The organism is Bradyrhizobium sp. 4 (genome assembly GCF_023100905.1).
Lineage (GTDB): Bacteria > Pseudomonadota > Alphaproteobacteria > Rhizobiales > Xanthobacteraceae > Bradyrhizobium.
The window spans coordinates 4,074,888-4,093,146 of record NZ_CP064686.1; the positions used below are offsets into that span (position 1 = coordinate 4,074,888).

An 18,259-nucleotide genomic window follows, 5' to 3' on the forward strand; every position below is an offset into this window, starting at 1 on the left:
TAAAATCAGGGCAATATGACTGGGCTTGAATTTGCCGCGGGGCGTGTCCAATGTCGTTCCATGACAGATGCATCGACACTCTTTGACGCGGCCGTGATCGGCGGCGGACCGGCGGGACTTAGCGCGGCCATCGCACTGGCGCAGGCGGGCGCACGGACCGCGCTGGTGGCGCGTCGCGTGCCCTATGCCGACAATCGCACCACGGCGCTGCTCGGTGCCTCCGTCGATCTGCTGGAGAGCCTCGATGTCTGGCCCCGCTGCAAGGACAAGGCGGCCGCGCTCGAAATCATGCGGCTCGTCGACGACACCGGCCGGCTCTTCCGCGCGCCTGAGGTCCGGTTCTCCTGCCATGAAATCGGCCGCGATGCCTTCGGCTACAACATCGACAACCGCTCGCTGATGCTGGCGCTGGAAGCGCGCGCGGCCGAACTGCCCGGTCTCGTCCGTTTCGACGACGAGGCCGAAACTGTCGTCATCGAAGCCGATCACGTCGCGATCCGCACGGCGGCTGCGCAATTTCTCTCGGCCCGCCTCGTGGTCGGGGCCGACGGCCGGCATTCGCTTTGTCGCGAAGCCTCCGGCATCGCGGTGACGCGGCGCGAGCTGACCCAGACGGCGCTGACTTTCAACGTCGGCCACGCGCGGCCCCATCGCAGCGTCTCGACCGAGTTCCACACGCCGCACGGTCCTTGCGTGTTCGTGCCCCTGCCCGGCGATCGCTCCAGCGTCGTCTGGGTCTCGGCGCCTGCGGAGGCCGAACGGCTTCGCGGATTGAGCGACGAGGAATTGTCCGCCGCGATCGAGAAGCAGTCGCATTCAATCCTCGGACGCATGACGGTCGAGCCGGGCCGCCATCTGTTTCCGCTGGCGATCGAACGTCCCAAATCCTTCGGCCGCGATCGCATCGCGCTGGTCGGCGAAGCCGCCCATGTGGTTCCGCCGATCGGCGCCCAAGGCCTCAATCTCGGCCTCCGCGATGCCGCCGACATTGCGCGGCTTGCGGGCGAGGCCATCGCGTCCGGTCAGGATCCTGGCGCAGCAGACGTGCTCAAGCGTTACGATCGGGCCCGGCGTCCCGACATCCTGAGCCGGACCTTTGCGATCGACATCGCCAACCGCTCGCTGCTCAACGATTTCCTGCCGCTCCAGCCGGTCCGCGCGGTCGGCATGCACCTGCTCGGCGCCATCGGTCCGCTCCGGCGTTTTGCGATGCGCGAGGGGCTGACGCCAACCTGGCGGAAGTAACGACCGCTCAAGGAAACGCCAGCCGGCCCGTCTGGATCGCCCACATCACGCTGGTCAGGGTGACCACGGACGCAAACGTCCCGAGCAGCACCGCGACGGAGGCGGACTCGATCCAGGCGTCGTTCTGCCGGGCGATGACGAACACGTTCAACGCCGGCGGCAGCGAGGCCATCAGCACGGCGGTCGCCGCCCAGGGCTGCGCGAACGGGCCGAACGCCAGCATCAGGCCGAACGCTGCGAGCGGGTGGATCAGGAGCTTGACCGCGATCACGCCCGGCACTTCCCACGGGACCCGATCGAACGGGCGGAGTGCGACGGTGACGCCGAGCACGAACAGTGCGGTCGGGGCGGCTGCGTTCTGGAGGAATGTGATGGTGCGATCGAGCGCGACAGGCATCTCAATATGCAGCGATGCGAAGGCCGCGCCAAAACAGGCCGACATGATCAGCGGGTTGAGCACGATCTGCTTCAGCACGACGCCGAAGGCATGCACGATCGAGGGATGATCGCGGTCGGAAAGCTCGATCAGCAGCGGCACGATGGTGAACAGGAAGATGCTGTCACAGCAGAAGATCAGCGCAGTGGGCGCCGAGGCCTTGGGCCCGAGCACGGCGAGCGCCAGCCCGGGTCCCATGTAACCGATGTTTCCGTAGCCACCGGAGAGCCCGGCGAGCGTCGCCTCGCGCAATGTCAGCCCGCCGAGAACCTTGCCGACGACCAGCGCGAGTGTGAACGCCGCAACGGTCGACAGCGTGGTCGCGACCAGGAATGGCGGGTTGTTCAATTCGGAGAACGGCGTCTTCGACATGATCGCAAACAGCAACGCCGGGAGCGACACATAGAGCAGGAAGAAGTTCATCCAGGCGAGGCCCGATTCCGGCAGGGATTTGACCTTGCCGCAAGCGAATCCAACGAAGATCAAGCCGAAATAAGGTAGAGCTAGATTGAGGATATCGACCATTGATAAAGTGTTTTCTGAAGATTTGGGGGCTATCTGCCCCGCACCCGCGGGTTAATTCCAGATCAGGGCACTAGCATCGGCCACAATCCTGGTCTATCGACGGGGAATGATTAAAGCGCGGACCGCCAAATTCCAGATCGGACAGGTCGTGCGCCACCGGATCTTCTCGTTCCGGGGCGTGATCTTCGACATCGATCCGGAATTCAACAACACCGAGGAGTGGTGGCTGTCGATCCCCGAGGAGGTGCGGCCCCACAAGGACCAGCCGTTCTATCACCTGCTCGCGGAGAACGCGGAGTCGGAATACGTCGCCTACGTCTCCGAACAGAACCTGGTGCCGGACGATTCCGGCGAACCGGTCCGGCATTCCCAGGTCGCCGAGATCTTCGTCAAGGACAAGACCGGCGGTTACCGCCCGCGCAATCCGTCGCTGAACTGAGTTCGCAGCCATCAACTGGCCAGCGCAAAAGGCGCTCGAACCGAGCGCCTTTTTCATGTCCGGGATCGGGTCCCGATTACTTCTGTCCAGCCGGAGGGGCGCCAGGCGCTTGCTGCTGCTTCTTCTGCAGCTCTTCAGCCTTCTTCTGGAGCTCTTCCTGCAGCTTCCTCTGGGTTTCCTCGAACACCTTCGGGTCGGTCGGCGGACCGTCATAGGCCTTCTGGAATTCGCCGGCGAGCGGCAGCGGCAGCGTCAGCGGCGCACCGTTGGCATTGATCGCCTGAACAACGAGGTTCTGGCCCTTCTTCATGCTGTTGATGAACTCGGGCGTGGCCTCGTAGTCGGACATGCAGCCGTTCTGGAAGCAGATCACGTACGGGCTCTGCAACGGCGCATTGTTGTCCACGATGATGCGGGTGCCGTGCACCAGCTGCATGCCGAGCGGCAGCGTCACACGCAGTATCTTCTTCGGCTCGCCTTCCGGCTCGATGATGACGGCCGCGATGACCGGCTGGCCCGACTCGATACGGCCGTCCTTGCCGGTGAAGCAGACCTGCTTGGCATTGGCGTCCTGGCCCTTGAGGCAGAACTTGGTCCAGGGGGCATAGATCAGCTGAATCTGCTGATCCGCGGGCTGAGCCGCGCCCTGCTGAGCCGGAGCGCCTTGGGCGGGAGCCGGCTGGGCGGGTGCCTGAGCGGCCGGCGCCGGCGCCTTGGGGGCAGCCTTCGGAGCCGCCTTCGGCGGAGCCGCCTTGGGCGCGGGCGCGCCCGGAGCTGGCGCGGGAGCCTGAGCCTCGGCGGCAAACGGGACGGCCAACGCTGTCGCCGTCAACAAGGCGAGAAGTCGCCCGCGCGGCCGGACGGACGCGGCCAAGTAACGGAAATTCATTGCGGAAAACCCTTTCTGAACGGGAAGTGCCCGAACCGCTTCGACGCACCGAACCTGGCCGCGTTGGGCGCGGCTCTCTCCCCGTCAAATGAGGCGGATAAGTGACGGCTCGGCGCTCGTGCGCGATTGCGTGCCTTCTTAACGTGGCCGACGAAAAGATCAATGCCGACAAGCGTCTTTGGCCGCGCGCCGGCGTGCGCCCCCGGGAAAATCCCTGTGATAGGATTCAGGCCCGCAGTCCTCGAATCAACGTGTGCAGATGTTCATGTTCCAGCGCCTTCTCGAGGGCCGCCCTGAGGGTCTTTGCGTCCGCCTCTGCATCCTGGCTTTCGCCTTGGGGCTCCCGGCAAGCGGCGCAAGGGCCGCGGAAGCCCACGCCATCGCCATGCACGGCAAGCCGGCGATGCCTGCCGATTTCACCCACATGCCTTACGTCAATCCTGAAGCCCCCAAAGGCGGCCGGCTGACCTGGGGCGTTCTCGGCACCTTCGACAGCCTCAATCCCTTCATCGTCAAGGGACTGGCCGTGCAGCCGGTCCGGAACTACGTGGTCGAGAGCCTGCTCGCGCGCGGCAATGACGAGCCGTTTACGCTCTACGGCCTGCTCGCCAGATCGGTCGAGACCGATGACGAGCGCAGCTTTGTCACGTTCCACATCGATCCCCGCGCCCGCTTCTCCGACGGCAAGCCAGTCCGCGCCGAGGACGTGCTGTTCTCCTGGCAGTTGCTGCGCGACCACGGCCGCCCCAATCACCGGCAATATTACGGCAAGGTCGCAAGGGCCGAGGCGCCGGATCCCCTCACCGTCCGCTTCGACCTTGCGGGAGCCAATGACCGCGAACTGCCGCTGATCCTCGGCCTGATGCCGATCCTGCCGAAACACGCGGTCGACGTCGCGGCTTTCGAGGAGACGACGCTGACGGGCCCGGTCGGCTCCGGCCCCTATCGCGTCACCGCCGTGAGGCCCGGCGCCAGCGTGACGCTGACCCGCAATCCCGACTATTGGGGCCGCGACCTCCCAATCAATCGCGGGCTCTACAATTTCGACGAGATCAGGCTCGACTATTTTCGCGAGGCCAACGGCCAGTTCGAAGCTTTCAAGCGCGGCCTCTATGATTTCCGCATCGAGCACGAGCCGCTGCGCTGGCACGACGGCTACGACTTTCCCGCGGCGAAGAATGGCGACGTGATCCGCGACACCTTCAAGCCGGGCGTGCCGCAACCTTCCGAATTTCTGGTGTTCAACACGCGGCGTTCCATCTTCACCGACATCCGCGTGCGCCAGGCCTTGACGCTGCTGTTCGATTTCGAGCTGGTCAACCGCAACTACTTCTTCAACCTCTACTCACGCGTCGCCGGCTATTTTGATGGCTCGGATCTGTCAGCGTATGGCCATCCCGCCGATGCGCGCGAGCGCGAGCTGCTCAAGCCGTTCGCCGCGCAGATCCCGCCTGACATCCTGGACGGCAGCTACCGCCTGCCGGTGACCGACGGTTCGGGCCGCGACCGGACCACGCTCCGCGCAGCCCTGAAGCTGTTGTCGGAGGCCGGCTACGATCTCGACGGCACCGTGCTGCGCAACCGCGCGACCAAGGCGCCCTTCACCTTCGAGATTTTGGTCACGACCCGCGACCAGGAACGCGTCGCGCTGGCGTTCCAGCGCGACCTCAAGCGCGCCGGCATCGAGCCGAGCGTGCGATCGGTCGATCCCGTGCAATTCGACCAGCGCCGGCTCGCCTACGAATTCGACATGATCCAGAACCGCTGGGACCAGTCGCTGTCGCCCGGCAACGAGCAATATTTCTACTGGGGGAGCGCTGCCGCCGACAATCCGGGCACCCGCAACTACATGGGCGCCAGGGATGCCGCGGTCGATGCGATGATCGCCGCACTGCTGGAAGCCCGTGAACATACGGATTTCGTATCCGCAGTGCGGGCGCTCGATCGCGCTTTGATCTCCGGTTTCTATACAATCCCCCTGTTTAACGTATCGGAGCAATGGATCGCGCGCTGGAATCGGATAGAACGGCCAGAGGCCACCTCGCTGTCCGGCTATTTGCCGGAGACCTGGTGGTCGAAGGGGCCGCCGCAAGCTCATCAAGCAAAGTGACGCCGTGAACCAGCCAGCCGTATCGCCGACGCTCGACACGCTGTTTCAGCGCACGCTGATGCGGCAGCCGCACGCGACCGCTCTGCTCGACCCCCTGAACAAGTTCCGCGTGACCGGTCACCAGCCGCGGCGGATGAGCTATGCCGAGGCTGACACGGCCATCGAGGCGCTGTCGGCCTATTTCGTCGAATCGGGCCTGCCGGCCAATTCCGTCATCGCGATCCAGCTGCCGAACACGGTCGAGTTCGTGCTCACCGTTCTCGCCGCCCATCGCGCCGGCCTCGTCGTCGCCGTACTGCCGCTGCTCTGGCGCCATGCCGAACTGACCGCCGCTCTCAACCGCACCGCGGCGCGGGCCATCGTCACCATGAGCACGGTCGACGGCGTCAGCTATTCCGATCTCGCGATGCACGCGGCCGCGGAAGCCTTCTCCATCCGCCATGTCTGCGGCTTCGGCACCAACCTGCCCGAAGGTATGGCCTCGCTCGACGACGTGCTGGCCCGTCCGCCCGGCACCGCGCGCGCCGTGATTCAGGATGGCCGCAAGGCGGCGATGATCTCCTTCGACGTCACCGCGGAAGGCTTTCGGCCGGTGCCGCGGCCGCATTTCAGCCTGATTGCCGGTGGGCTCGCGATGTCGCTGGAAGCCGACATCAGGCAGGGGGCGACCGTGATGGCGGCGTTCACGCCGATGTCGTTCGCGGGACTCGCCTCCTCGCTCGCGGTGTGGCTGCTGTGCGGCGGCACGCTGGCGCTGCATCATCCGTTCGAGAACGACGTGCTGGAGCAGCAGATCAACGCGCACGAATGCGACGTGCTGATCGCACCGGCGCAGTATGCCCAGCGGCTCGGCGATTCCGATCTGGCGGCGCGGATGCCGACCTTGCGCAACGTCATCGGCCTGTGGCGTGCCCCCGAGCAGGTGGCGGCGAGCGAGGCATGGATCGCGCCGCATGCGCCGTTCACGGACGTCTATCTGTTCGGCGAGGCCGGATTGTTCGGCGCCCGGCGTGGCGAGGACGGCATGCCGGTGCCGGTGATGCCGGGACCGCACGGCGCGCCGCGCGAGCAGTCGGGTTCGTCGATCGCCGGCGAGATTCTGCTGACGCCGAAGGGCACGCTCGGGCTGCGCGGCCCGATGGTGCCGATCGCGGCCTACGCCCCGCCGCCGCCGGTCGGCGACAGCCTGGTCGCGCAGCCGCCACGCGACTATGTCGACACCGGCTATGCCGCGCGGCTCGATCGTCCCAGCGGCGCGATCTGCATCACCGCGCCGCCCTCCGGGATCATGGCGGTCGGCGGCTACCGCTTCCTGTCCAACGACCTGCAGGAATGGGCGCGCCGGCTCGGCCAGGGCGCCTTGCTGACCGCGCTGCCCGACCGACTCTCCGGTCACCGGCTCGCGGGCCGGGCCCAGGACAACGCCCGCGCCCGCGAGGCGCTCAGCGAACTCGGGCTTAACCCCCTGATGGTCGAAGCTTTTCGCGACCGTTCCGGGCCGGTCTAAGCGTAGTTTCGACCGTTCCATTGACGCTGCATTAAGGCGGCGGGACTAGATTGCGCGGCACCTGTCGCGTGATCAGAGTCTCTCGATGTCCCAGGCCGGCCCGATCCTGTTTGTGTCCAATGGCGAGCGGCCGGCCTTCATCGCGGCGCTGGACGAGGCGCGATTCTTCCCCGTGATCGACACCGGCTGGGCCGGCGCGGTGCGCGCGGTCGAAGAGGTACAGCCGGCCGTGGTTCTCGCCGCGATGGATGCCGGGCACGAGCCGCATCTGGCGCTGCTCGCCAGAAAGATCGCGGAGCAATCGCCCTACCTTCCCTTCGTGGCGCTGGATGCGGCAGGCGCACTCCCGCACAACGCCCTGCCCTTCTCTTCCTCGCGCGCCGGCCATTCCGAACGCCTGATCGCGCGGCTTCGCGCCGCACTACGGATTCGCACGCTCCATGCCACGGTGCTGCGCCGGCTGCCCGAGGTGAAAGTCGCGCTGCCGGAGGCTGATCCCGTTCGCGATGCCACGGTGCTTCTGATCGGTCGCGGCGCTGCTTACCCCGCGCTTTCCGTCGCGCTCGGCGAGCGCGTCGGCGTCATCGGGGCACTGTCGATCGAGGCGGCGGCCAAGCATCTCAACACCCGCGACCTCGACGGCGTCGTGCTCGCCGAAGGTTTTACCCCCCGCGTGACCGATGCCTTCCTCACGGTGCTCGCCGAGGACACCCGCTTCCGCAGCCTGCCCGTGATCGTCACTGCGCATCAGCTCACGCAGACTTACGACCTGCCCAATCTTGAACTGATCCCGGGCGAGCCGACCAAGGTCGCCGCTAACGCGCTGCCCCTGATCCGCCAGCACGCGATGGAAGCCCAGCTGAGCCGCACCCTGCGCTCGATCGATGCCGGCGGCTGGCTCGACCCGCGCAGCGGCCTGCTCACGGTGGAAGCCTTTGCACGCGATTTTGCCAAGGCGGTCGAGCAGACACTGGCCCGCGGTGGCGGCCTCTCGGTCGCGCGCTTCGCCTTCGACCCCGGCAATTCCCGCGCCCAGCTCGATGCCGCGCGTATTCTCAGCCGCCTGATGCGGCAGATGGATTTCGGCGTGGCGCAAAAGGACGGGTCGGTCATCGTCGTGTTCGCCGAGACCGACTTCCGCACCGCGCACATGATCGCCCGCCGCCTCTCCGCGGTGATGCGGCATACCTCGAACGGCAAGCACGAGATGCGCAGCGATCCCGTCGTCTCGGTGGATTCGCTGTCGCCGTCGGATACGGCACGGTCGCTGCTTGGGCGGCTGTCGGCCGATGCGTCGCGGGCAGCGTCGTAATCATCCACCAGCGCTCGCTGCCGTCGGACTCGACTGCTCTTATGTGGGATCTTTACGCGAAACACCATTCGCATTCTCATTCGCGACGGGCGGCAGCCGGCGCAAAAAACCCGCGGCCGGTGAACGGTCGCGGGTCCAAAGATCCGAAGCTCTGCCAGTACATCCGTGGTCAAAGCAACGTCAATGAGATTGCGGCAGCCTATGCGGCGCGCAGATCTTCAGCAGCAGACTTGCCGGTCCGGCGATCTGCAACGATTTCAAAAGAAACCTTCTGCCCTTCGTTGAGGGTATTCATGCCGGCGCGTTCAACGGCGCTGATATGAACGAAGACATCCTGGCTGCCTTCGTCCGGCTGAATGAATCCGAAGCCCTTTTGGCTGTTAAACCACTTCACAGTTCCCGTCGTCATGGGGATCGTCCTTTAAGATAGATAAACGTTTAGCCGCGCTCAGAAGCGCGGTGGGTGTCGTCGAGATCTGGAGGGAGGGTCGTCAGTCAGGCGCGCTTTTCAGCGGCGAGGCCAAGTCGTTCGGCCGAAACTCGATAGATTGAAGGTAGCAACTGTTCGATCATTCCGCAAGTGATCATATGTCGCTGTTCCGGGATCCAGGTGCGGCGCGTCGTTTCGCGCCGCGCCGCCTCCGGAAACTTCTACGCCGCCTTCTTGCTCTGCGCGAGCTGGGCCAGCTGGCGCATGATCTCGGTGGTGCCGGCCAGACGCTCTTCCGGCGTCTCCCAGTCCTGCAGGAACACCACCTTCATGTCGGGCCGCACCTTCGCGGCCTGGCCGTGGCTGCGGATGAACGACACCAGGCGGTCGGGATGGGCGAATGAATTATCACGGAAGGCGATCACGGCGCCCTTCGGACCGGCATCGATCTTGCCGACATTGGCCTGACGGCAGAACGCCTTGATCGCGGCGACCTTGAACAAATAGCGCACCTCGTCCGGCAGCACACCGAAACGATCGCGCATCTCGGCGCCGAAGTTCTCGATCTCCTCCTCGCTGTCGAGGTCGGCGAGCCGTCGGTACAACGACAGCCGCACCGAGAGATCGCCGACATAGTCCTCCGGAATGAGCACGGGCATGCCGATGGTGATGGTCGGCGACCAGCGATCGGCGGCGGGCTCGGACACGCCGGCCTTGAGGTTGACGATCGCCTCCTCCAGCATCGACTGATAGAGCTCGAAGCCGACCTCCTTGATATGGCCGGACTGCTGCTCGCCCAGGATGTTGCCGGCGCCGCGGATATCGAGGTCGTGCGAGGCGAGCTGGAAGCCCGCGCCCAGCGTCTCCAGCGATTGCAGCACGGTGAGCCGGCGCTCGGCCTGCGCCGTGATCTTCTGCTGCGCCGGCAGCGCGAACAGCGCATAGGCCCGCAGCTTGGAACGGCCGACGCGGCCGCGGAGCTGATAGAGCTGGGCGAGGCCGAACATGTCGGCGCGATGCACGATCAGCGTGTTGGCATTGGGAATGTCGAGGCCGGATTCCACGATCGTGGTCGACAGCAGGATGTCGAACTTGCCGTCGTAGAACGCGGTCATGATGTCCTCGATCACGGCGGGCGGCATCTGCCCGTGCGCGACCGCGACCTTCATCTCCGGAACGTTCTTGTCGAGGAAGTCCTTGACCTCGGCGAGGTCGTCGATGCGCGGCACCACGTAGAACGCCTGGCCGCCGCGATAGCGCTCGCGCAGCAGCGCCTCGCGGATCATCAGGGGATCGTGCGGAGCGACGAAGGTGCGGACCGCGAGACGGTCGACGGGGGGCGATGCGATGATCGAGAGCTCGCGCACGCCGGTGAGCGCGAGCTGGAGCGTGCGCGGGATCGGCGTGGCCGACAGTGTCAGCACGTGCACCTCGGCGCGGAGCTGCTTCAGCCGCTCCTTGTGGGTGACGCCGAAATGCTGCTCCTCGTCGACGATGAGCAGGCCGAGGTCGCGGAACTTGATCGACTTGCTGAGCAGCGCGTGAGTGCCGACGACGATATCGACCGAGCCGTCGGTGAGGCCCTTCTTGACCAGATTGAGCTGCTTGGCCGGGACCAGGCGCGAAGCCTGCGCCACCTGGACCGGGAAACCCTTGAAACGGTCGGTGAACGTCTTGTGATGCTGACGGGCGAGCAGCGTGGTCGGCACCACGACCGCGACCTGCTTGCCTTCCAGCGCCACCGCGAAAGCGGCGCGCAGCGCCACCTCGGTCTTGCCGAACCCGACGTCGCCGCAGATCAGCCGGTCCATGGGACGGCCAAGCTCGAGGTCCTTCAGCGTGGACTCGATCGCGCCAAGCTGATCCTCAGTCTCGTCATAGGGGAAGCGCGCGCAGAACTCGTCGTAAAGGCCCGGCTGCACCGGCAGCTTCGGCGCTTCGTGCAGATGTCGCTCGGCGGCGATCTTGATCAGCTCGCCCGCGATCTCGCGGATGCGGTTCTTGAGCTTGGCCTTGCGGGTCTGCCAGCCCGAGCCGCCGAGACGATCCAGCTCGACCGAGGTTTGGTCGGAGCCGTAGCGCGACAGCAGCTCGATGTTCTCGACCGGCAGGAACAGTTTGGTCTCGGCGGCATAATGCAGCTCGAGGCAGTCATGCGGCGCACCGGCGACGTCCAGCGTCTGCAGGCCGATGAAGCGGCCGATGCCGTGATCGACGTGGACCACGATGTCGCCGGCGGCGAGGCTCGTCACCTCCGAGATGAAATTGTCGAGCTTGCGGCTCGCCTTGCGCGGCCGGACCAGCCGATCGCCTAGGATGTCCTGCTCGCTGATGAGCGCGATCTCGTCGGTCTCGAAACCGCTTTCGAGGCCGAGCACGGCGAGCATGGTCTCGTTGCGCGGGGTCGCCTGCACCGTGCGCCAGCTGTTGACGCTGGTCACAGGGGTGAGCTTGTGATCGCGCAGCATCGAGGTCATGCGGTCGCGCGAGCCCTCGGTCCAGAGCGCGATGACCACCTTCTTGCGGCTCGTCAGCAGCCCATGCACATGTGCGACGACGGCCTCGAAGACGTTGACCTTGTTGTCGTTGCGCTCCGGCGCGAAGTCGCGGCCTTTGCGTGCGCCGGCGTCGACCACGCTGGTACCATCGGCAGGCACCGAAAACTGCGTCAGCCGCACCAGCGGCATCCCGCTCTCGCGCTTGCCCCACTCCTCCTCGGTCAAATAGAGCCTGTCAGGCGGCAGCGGCTTGTAGATGGCGCCGCCGCCCGGATGCTCCATCGCGTCGCGGCGGGCCTGGTAATAATCGAGGATCTGCTTGAAGCGCTCGCGGATGGCATCCTCGGCCTGCGGCTCGATCGCGACGGCTGCTCCTTGCAGATAGTCGAACAGCGTGTCCATCCGGTCCTGGAACAGCGGCAGCCAGTGCTCCATGCCGGGATGACGGCGGCCCTCGCTGACGGCTTCGTAGAGCGCATCGTCGCGCTCGGGCGCGCCGAACTCGGCGACATAGCCCATGCGAAAGCGGCGGATGGTGTCGGTGACGAGCTGGAATTCGGAGATCGGCACGAGATCGAGCGCGCGCATGTCGAGCAGCGTGCGCTGGGTCTCGGCATCGAAGGTGCGGATCGATTCCAGGCTGTCGCCGAAGAAGTCGAAGCGGACGGGCTGTTCCAGGCCGGCCGGAAACAGGTCCAGAATGCCGCCGCGCACCGCGTATTCGCCGGGCTCGCGCACGGTCGAGGAGCGGTTGTAGCCGTTGTGCTCGAGCCAGGCGATGATGCTGTCCATCGGCACGACGTTGCCGGGCGCCACCGACAGCGCCTGCGCCGCAACGAGGTCGCGTGCCGGCACGCGCTGCACGACGGCGTTCACCGTGGTTAGCACGATCAGCGGCTTGTCGCTGCCGGTCAAGGACGCCAGCCGTGCCAGCGTCGTCAGCCGCTGCGCGAGGACGCCGCCATGCGGCGAGACGCGGTCATAGGGTTGGCAATCCCAGGCCGGGAACGTCAGCACGGGCAAATCGGGCGCGAAGAATTGCAGGGCACGTTCGAGCTGCTGCATCCGCGGCCCGTCGCGGCAGATCACCGCGAGGCTGACAGCCGGCTTCTTCGGCCGCGCCGCGATGGCGCGCGCGAGATCGGAAACGACGAGGCCCTCGGCACCCTCGGCGACATTTGCAAGGGTGAGCGCGCGGCCGGGCGTGAGCAGCTCGGCCGGCGATTTCATCCCCGGCTTCATACCTCGCGGTCCGCGATCGGAAACGCCTTGATGCGCGCAAACAGCGGGCCGATGACGTCGGCGGCAAGCACCTTGTCGCCGGTGATGGCGGCATAGAGGTCGGGATCGGCCTCTTCGAGCAGGGTCTCGAGCTGCGTCAGCTCGTCATCGGACAGATTGCCGATCTCGGCATCCGCGAAGCGGCCGAGGATCAGGTCCATCTCGCGCGTGCCGCGGTGCCAGCAGCGGAACAGAAGCCGCTTGCGGCGGTCGTCCAGCCCGTTGCTCGATCGTGTCGTTCCCGTCATGTCTCAATTCCAGTCAAACGCCAAAAGCCCGGACGTGCCGGGCCGGGGTGATATAGCCACTCGGGCGGGCCCTGTCAGCCCTCGATTTGTCATGGCCCGCCGCCGCCGCAGGGACACGAAAAAACACGTGGATGCCGCCTACAAAGCCGGGCATGACGAGCGAAAACGATCCTAGGTTCGCCTGATGCGCCCCAGCCTGCTCAACCCGCTGTTTGCCCCCGTGACCAGCCTGCCCGGCGTCGGTCCGAAGCAGGACAAGCTGCTGCAATATCTGCTCAGCCGCAGCGAGACGCCGCGGCTGGTCGATCTGTTGCTGCATTTGCCGAGCCAGGTCATCGACCGCCGCGCGCGGCCGAAGATCCGCGATGCCGTGCAGGGAACCATGGTCACGCTGGAGGTCACCGTCGACCGCCACCGCCCGCCCCCGCCGCGCAATGCGCGTGCGCCCTACCTCGTCTACGCCAGCGACGATACCGGCGACGTCGTGCTGACTTTCTTCCGCGCAAAGCCCGGCTATGTCGAGAAGCTGCTGCCGATCGGCGAGAAGCGCTTCGTCTCCGGCACGCTGCAGATGTACGACGGCATTCCGCAGATCGTGCATCCCGACCGGGTGCTGGACGAGGAGGCGATTTCAAAATTATCCGGCATCGATCCCGTCTATCCCTTGACCGAAGGCCTTGCGCTCGGCTCGCTGCGCCGCGCGGTCGCGCAGGCGCTGCAGAAGCTCCCGGCACTGCCGGAATGGATCAGCCCGGAGGTGCTGCGCCGCTGCGGCCTCCCGCCGATCACCGAGGCGCTCATCCGCGTGCATCAGCCGGTCGAGCTCACCGACATTCTGCCCGACCAGCCGTTCTGGTCGCGCCTCGCCTTCGACGAACTCCTGGCCGGGCAACTCGCCCTTGCCCTGATTCGCGCGCAATTGCGTCGCCCGGCCGGTGTGCGCAACGCCGGCGACGGGCACCTCCGCAACAAGATCATCGATGCCCTGCCCTATGCGCTGACAATCTCCCAACGCGATGCCGCCGCGGCCATCGCCGACGATCTGCAACAACCGGTGCGCATGCTGCGCCTGCTCCAGGGCGACGTCGGCTCCGGCAAGACCGTGGTCGCGCTGCTGGCCGCCGCTGCCGTCACTGAGGTTGGCAAGCAGGCAGCGCTGATGGCGCCGACCGAAATTTTGGCCCGTCAGCACATCAAGACTATCGCGCCGCTCGCCGAGCGCGCTGGCATGCGGGTCGCGATCCTCACCGGCCGCGAAAAGGGCAAGGAGCGGCGGGACCTGCTGGCACACCTCGAAGCCGGCGAGATCGACCTGCTCGTCGGCACCCATGCGCTGATCCAGGACGACGTGATCTTCAGCGATCTCGCCCTCGCCGTCGTCGACGAGCAGCATCGATTTGGCGTGCGCGAGCGGCTGGCGCTGACGTCAAAGGGCGAGGCCGTCGACGTGCTGGTGCTGAGCGCCACGCCGATCCCGCGCACGCTGGTGCTGACCTATTTCGGCGACATGGATATCAGCGAGCTCAGGGAGAAGCCGGCCGGCCGCCAGCCGATCGAAACCCGCACCATATCGATGAGCCGCCTCGGCGAGGTCACCGACAGCATCGGCCGCGCGCTCGAAGCCGGCAAGCTGGTCTACTGGATCTGCCCACTGATCGAGGAATCCGAGGCCGAGGGTACCGAGCACCTGACCAATGCGACCAAGCGCTTCGAAAGCCTGCAGAAGCGTTTCGGCGACCGTGTCGGCCTCGTCCACGGCCAGATGAAGGGCACCGAGAAGGACCGCGTCATGGGCCAGTTCGCCGCCCACGAGATCGGGCTGCTGGTCGCGACCACCGTGGTCGAAGTCGGTGTCGACGTGCCGGCGGCGACCATCATGGTGATCGAGAACGCCGAACGCTTTGGCCTCGCCCAGCTTCATCAATTGCGCGGCCGCATCGGGCGCGGCTCGGAGGCCTCAACCTGTCTGCTGCTCTACTCCGAGCCACTCGGCGAGATGTCGAAGGCGCGGCTGAAGGTGATCCGCGAGACCACCGACGGCTTTCGCATCGCCGAGGAAGATCTGAAACTGCGCGGCGAAGGCGATGTGCTCGGCGTGCGCCAGAGCGGCTTGCCCGGCTACCGCATCGCCCGCTCGGAGGTGCACGGTCAGCTCATCACGCAGGCCCGCGACGAGGCGCTGCGCATCCTGAAGGACGATCCAAAGCTGAAGGGCGAGCGCGGCGAGGCACTGCGATGCCTGCTGTATCTGTATGAGCGGGATGAAGCGATCCCGCTGATCGGAGCGGGTTAGCCGGCCGCTCGTTGCCGTCCAATCTCATAGGCCACCACATGCGCGCGGGCCAAATCCAGCAGCGGCGTGTCGATGCCGAGTGCACGGGCCCGGTTGGCCATATCGCCGAGGATATGCTCCGCCTCGGTGATCGAGCCGCGCTCGATATCACGCAGCATCGAGGCCTTGAGCGGGGAATCCGGGGTCGTGAACAGCTTGCGGTCAAACTCGATGAAAGGTGCTCGCGGCTCAAAACCCGAGGCCGTGGCGACGGCGCAGCATTCGGCAAACAGCCGGAAGATGGATTGCTCGCCGTTCGGCACCGCCAGAATGTCTCCGATGCTTGCACGCATCAGGCAGGTGATGCCGGCGAGCGTCGAGAGCTGGACGAATTTCTCCCACATGTCCTGCATGATCGCTTCGCTGGCGCGCACGTCGATACCGGGCACATGCAGCAGCGTCTCCAGGGCGAGCACACGCTCGCTCAACGACCCCCCGATCTCGCCGAAGACGATGGTCTGATTGGCCATGAACTGAACGACACGGCCATCCGCATCGAGCCCGGCACTGACGTTCGCGAGCCCGCCGAGGACGCAGCTCGCGCCGAACCGCGCAGTCAGGGCGTCGACATGTTTCAAGCCGTTGAGGATCGGCAAAATCATCGTGTTGGCGCCAACGGCCGGGGCAAACTGGGCCATCGCATCGTCGAGCGAGTAGGATTTCACCCCGACGAGCACGACGTCGAAGGGGTGCTTGACATCGTTGGCCAGGATGACGTTCGGCTGCACGGCGAAGTCGCCATGCGGGCTCACGACCTGCAATCCATTCCGCCGCAATTGCTCCGCACGCCCGGCCCGCACCAGAAAGGTCACGTCGCCGCCGGCTCGGACCAGGCGCGCTCCGTAGTAGCCTCCAAGCGCCCCCGCGCCGATCACAAGTACTCTCATTCGAACTCCCAATGCGGAGGAATTTCTTCCGAAGGAACAATAACAGATGGGCCGCGCGCCGTCTCGCGGCGACGCCCCCTCACCCCGAATGCGCTTGCAAAAATTTGCCGTGCTCCGCTTCGGTCGCATCGTTGGCGGGGAACATGCACTCGAGCCGCAGTTCCTCCGCCGTCACCGTCTGCGGCGTTCCGACCGTCGTGATCAGGGAGAAGTAGTCCAGCGTTACACCGTCCTTGACGAAACTGAGCGGGATCATCGGCATCGCATCGGAGGCCGACGGCGCACGCCATTCCGGCTTCACCCCGGGGTACTGCGACAATTGCTCCAGCAGTGCCTTCGTCCTGATGTCAACCACGTGTCCGACCGCCTCGCGATATACCCGTGCAAGCAGCCCGCGTGCGGTCTGCGGCCAGTTCGCGATGAAGGGACGCATGCCGTCCGGGTCGAACATGAGATGCAGCAGGTTTCGTGGCGCCGGCCGCGCTGACATGTCGATGAAGCTGTTGAACAGAAGCGGCGCAGCCTCGTTGGTCATCAGCACGTTCCAGTAGCGGTCCATGACGATGGCGGGAAACGGCTCGTGCTGACGCAGCATGCGTTGCAGGGCACGGTTGATGCTCGTCATGGCGGGCGCCTCGAGCGCGGGATCGGAATAAGTCGGCGCATAGCCGGCGGCCAGCAGCAGCTCGTTGCGTTCGCGTAAGGGCACGTCGAGGGCTTGCGCAAGATCGAGCAGCATCTGGCGGCTCGGAACGCTGCGGCCGCTTTCGACGAAGCTGATGTGCTTCTGCGAGACGCCGGCGTCGAAGGACAGATCGAGCTGCGTCTTGCCGCGAATGTCCCGCCATTGACGCAGCAGCGCACCCGCGGAACTGGCGCGCGTCTTGAGGGCACTGGCCGTCGCTTTCATGGCCGACTGATCCTTCCTGTCAATGTGGGGCATCGTCAACGCGCATCGGCGGCGGTGCGTCGGCTTGTCCGAGGCACCGCCGCCGATGGTAGCAGGTTCGAAGCGATCAACCGAAGGCGACCGGTCCCACGGCGCCGACCCAGTGCCGTACCTTGGTAGCGTCCCTCTCGTCCATGTAGAAGAAGTGCGTCATCGTCGGATGAACCGTCTTCATCGAGGGATCATCGGGTGTCATGTCCACGATACCGCGAAACACCTTCAGGGCGCCGGCGTCCCAGTATTCGGTGACGTGATGCAGCGCGGTGAAGCCGGTGTCGATGAAGGCCTTGAGGTTGGCGCGGATCGCCTCGCGCCCCTTCCAATCGGCGACGCCGAGGTTGCAGACGGCATCCTCCGCAAAACAATCAAAACCTCGTCCAAAGGTCTTGTCGTCGATCTCCCGCCACATGTCGAGCAGCCATCGCGGCGGCTCCTTCTTCGTAAACATGACTTGCATAGCTCTCTCCTGATGCACCGACACACGCGCGACAGGAGGCTTGATTGAATGCGTCCTGTCGGGTGGATGACCGGGACAGTAGCCAGGCTGCGGATGGGCTCAATTACATGCCAGGTAATAAAGCGCGTTCGGGAAGCCTCCTCTTTCCCTGGCCCCGACTTTATGGAACCCTACGACGATGCGCCGGATCATCGTCGTGGGCTGTCAGGGAAGCGGAAAGACGAGCCTCTCCCGGAATCTCGGGCGAAAGCTCGGGCTGCCCGTGGTGCATCTCGACGTGCTCTACTGGCGGCCGGGCTGGAAGCCGTCCGACAAACCGAGCTTCCGGACGCGCGTCACTGACGCGATCGCGGGCGACGCATGGGTTGTCGACGGCAGCTTCTCGGGACTTGCCTTCGATCTCACGCTCGCGCGCGCCGATACGCTGGTCGTCATCGACCGCCCGCGCTGGCTCTGCCAGTGGCGCATTTTCCTGCGATCCGCCTTCGATCGCGACAAGACCCGGCCTGACCTCCCCGAAGGGTGTCCCGAACAGTTCGATTGGAAATTGATGCGCGAGGCCTGGCGCTACGACACCGAGCGCGCGCCTGTCATCGAGGCCGAGCGCGTGCAGTATGGCGCTGACGTCCCGGTCGTGCGCTTGAGACGCGATCGGGACATCCAGGGTTTTCTGGATTCGGTGCACGGCAGATGATCGATGGCCGTGACGTGAGA

General features: G+C 65.7%; 15 protein-coding genes. 7 read left to right on the forward strand and 8 right to left on the reverse strand.

The annotated features are described in order from the left end of the window. The first annotated feature begins 60 nt into the window (after window positions 1-60). Window positions 61-1,245, forward strand: coding sequence for a UbiH/UbiF family hydroxylase (locus IVB45_RS19040; RefSeq protein WP_027566998.1), 1,185 nt, complete (start codon window positions 61-63; stop codon window positions 1,243-1,245). A gap of 7 nt (window positions 1,246-1,252) precedes the next feature. Here the strand turns inward: IVB45_RS19040 and IVB45_RS19045 are convergent, their stop codons facing one another. Next, complete coding sequence (locus tag IVB45_RS19045) at window positions 1,253-2,206, reverse strand: AEC family transporter (RefSeq protein WP_027566999.1); 954 nt, start codon at window positions 2,204-2,206, stop codon at window positions 1,253-1,255. 106 nt (window positions 2,207-2,312) lie between these two features. On the opposite strand from IVB45_RS19045, the gene hspQ reads away from it, so the two are divergent. Then, window positions 2,313-2,645: a heat shock protein HspQ gene (hspQ, locus tag IVB45_RS19050; RefSeq protein ID WP_027518019.1), complete on the forward strand. Its 333-nt coding sequence runs from the start codon at window positions 2,313-2,315 to the stop codon at window positions 2,643-2,645. 76 nt (window positions 2,646-2,721) lie between these two features. Here hspQ and IVB45_RS19055 read toward each other — a convergent pair whose 3' ends face one another. Continuing rightward, window positions 2,722-3,534, reverse strand: a complete 813-nt coding sequence (locus IVB45_RS19055) for an invasion associated locus B family protein (protein WP_027567000.1) — start codon at window positions 3,532-3,534, stop codon at window positions 2,722-2,724. A 259-nt stretch (window positions 3,535-3,793) separates the two neighbouring features. On the opposite strand from IVB45_RS19055, the gene IVB45_RS19060 reads away from it, so the two are divergent. From IVB45_RS19060 to IVB45_RS19070, 3 genes are all read left to right on the forward strand, one after another. Next, the gene (locus tag IVB45_RS19060) at window positions 3,794-5,644 is read left to right on the forward strand and encodes an extracellular solute-binding protein (RefSeq protein WP_247359448.1); all 1,851 of its coding nucleotides are present in this window, start codon (window positions 3,794-3,796) and stop codon (window positions 5,642-5,644) included. A gap of 4 nt (window positions 5,645-5,648) precedes the next feature. Beyond that, window positions 5,649-7,151, forward strand: a complete 1,503-nt coding sequence (locus tag IVB45_RS19065; protein ID WP_247359375.1) for a class I adenylate-forming enzyme family protein — start codon at window positions 5,649-5,651, stop codon at window positions 7,149-7,151. Window positions 7,152-7,236: 85 nt separating this feature from the next. Continuing rightward, window positions 7,237-8,463: a GGDEF domain-containing protein gene (locus IVB45_RS19070; protein WP_247359376.1), complete on the forward strand. Its 1,227-nt coding sequence runs from the start codon at window positions 7,237-7,239 to the stop codon at window positions 8,461-8,463. A gap of 199 nt (window positions 8,464-8,662) precedes the next feature. On the opposite strand, the gene IVB45_RS19075 is transcribed toward IVB45_RS19070, so the two are convergent. From IVB45_RS19075 to IVB45_RS19085, 3 genes are all read right to left on the reverse strand, one after another. Continuing rightward, complete coding sequence (locus IVB45_RS19075; RefSeq protein ID WP_007610535.1) at window positions 8,663-8,872, reverse strand: cold-shock protein; 210 nt, start codon at window positions 8,870-8,872, stop codon at window positions 8,663-8,665. Window positions 8,873-9,114: 242 nt separating this feature from the next. After that, window positions 9,115-12,633, reverse strand: a complete 3,519-nt coding sequence (gene mfd, locus IVB45_RS19080) for a transcription-repair coupling factor (RefSeq protein ID WP_247359377.1) — start codon at window positions 12,631-12,633, stop codon at window positions 9,115-9,117. Continuing rightward, window positions 12,630-12,920, reverse strand: a complete 291-nt coding sequence (locus tag IVB45_RS19085) for a succinate dehydrogenase assembly factor 2 (protein ID WP_247359378.1) — start codon at window positions 12,918-12,920, stop codon at window positions 12,630-12,632. Before IVB45_RS19085 ends, mfd begins: the two co-directional genes overlap by 4 nt. Window positions 12,921-13,104: 184 nt before the next feature. On the opposite strand from IVB45_RS19085, the gene recG reads away from it, so the two are divergent. Beyond that, window positions 13,105-15,213, forward strand: coding sequence for an ATP-dependent DNA helicase RecG (gene recG, locus IVB45_RS19090; RefSeq protein ID WP_247359379.1), 2,109 nt, complete (start codon window positions 13,105-13,107; stop codon window positions 15,211-15,213). Here the strand turns inward: recG and panE are convergent. The 3 genes from panE to IVB45_RS19105 form a co-directional block, all read right to left on the reverse strand. Beyond that, a complete protein-coding gene (gene panE / locus IVB45_RS19095; protein ID WP_247359381.1) occupies window positions 15,210-16,139 on the reverse strand; it encodes a 2-dehydropantoate 2-reductase in 930 nt (309 codons plus the stop codon). The genes recG and panE overlap by 4 nt on opposite strands. 79 nt (window positions 16,140-16,218) lie before the next feature. Further along, window positions 16,219-17,049, reverse strand: coding sequence for a helix-turn-helix transcriptional regulator (locus tag IVB45_RS19100; protein ID WP_247359383.1), 831 nt, complete (start codon window positions 17,047-17,049; stop codon window positions 16,219-16,221). A gap of 106 nt (window positions 17,050-17,155) precedes the next feature. Continuing rightward, window positions 17,156-17,545 carry a nuclear transport factor 2 family protein gene (locus IVB45_RS19105; RefSeq protein ID WP_247289912.1) on the reverse strand — a complete coding sequence of 130 codons (390 nt, stop codon included), beginning with the start codon at window positions 17,543-17,545 and terminating at the stop codon, window positions 17,156-17,158. Window positions 17,546-17,723: 178 nt separating this feature from the next. On the opposite strand from IVB45_RS19105, the gene IVB45_RS19110 reads away from it, so the two are divergent. Next, window positions 17,724-18,239: an AAA family ATPase gene (locus tag IVB45_RS19110; protein WP_247359384.1), complete on the forward strand. Its 516-nt coding sequence runs from the start codon at window positions 17,724-17,726 to the stop codon at window positions 18,237-18,239. Window positions 18,240-18,259: the final 20 nt, after the last annotated feature.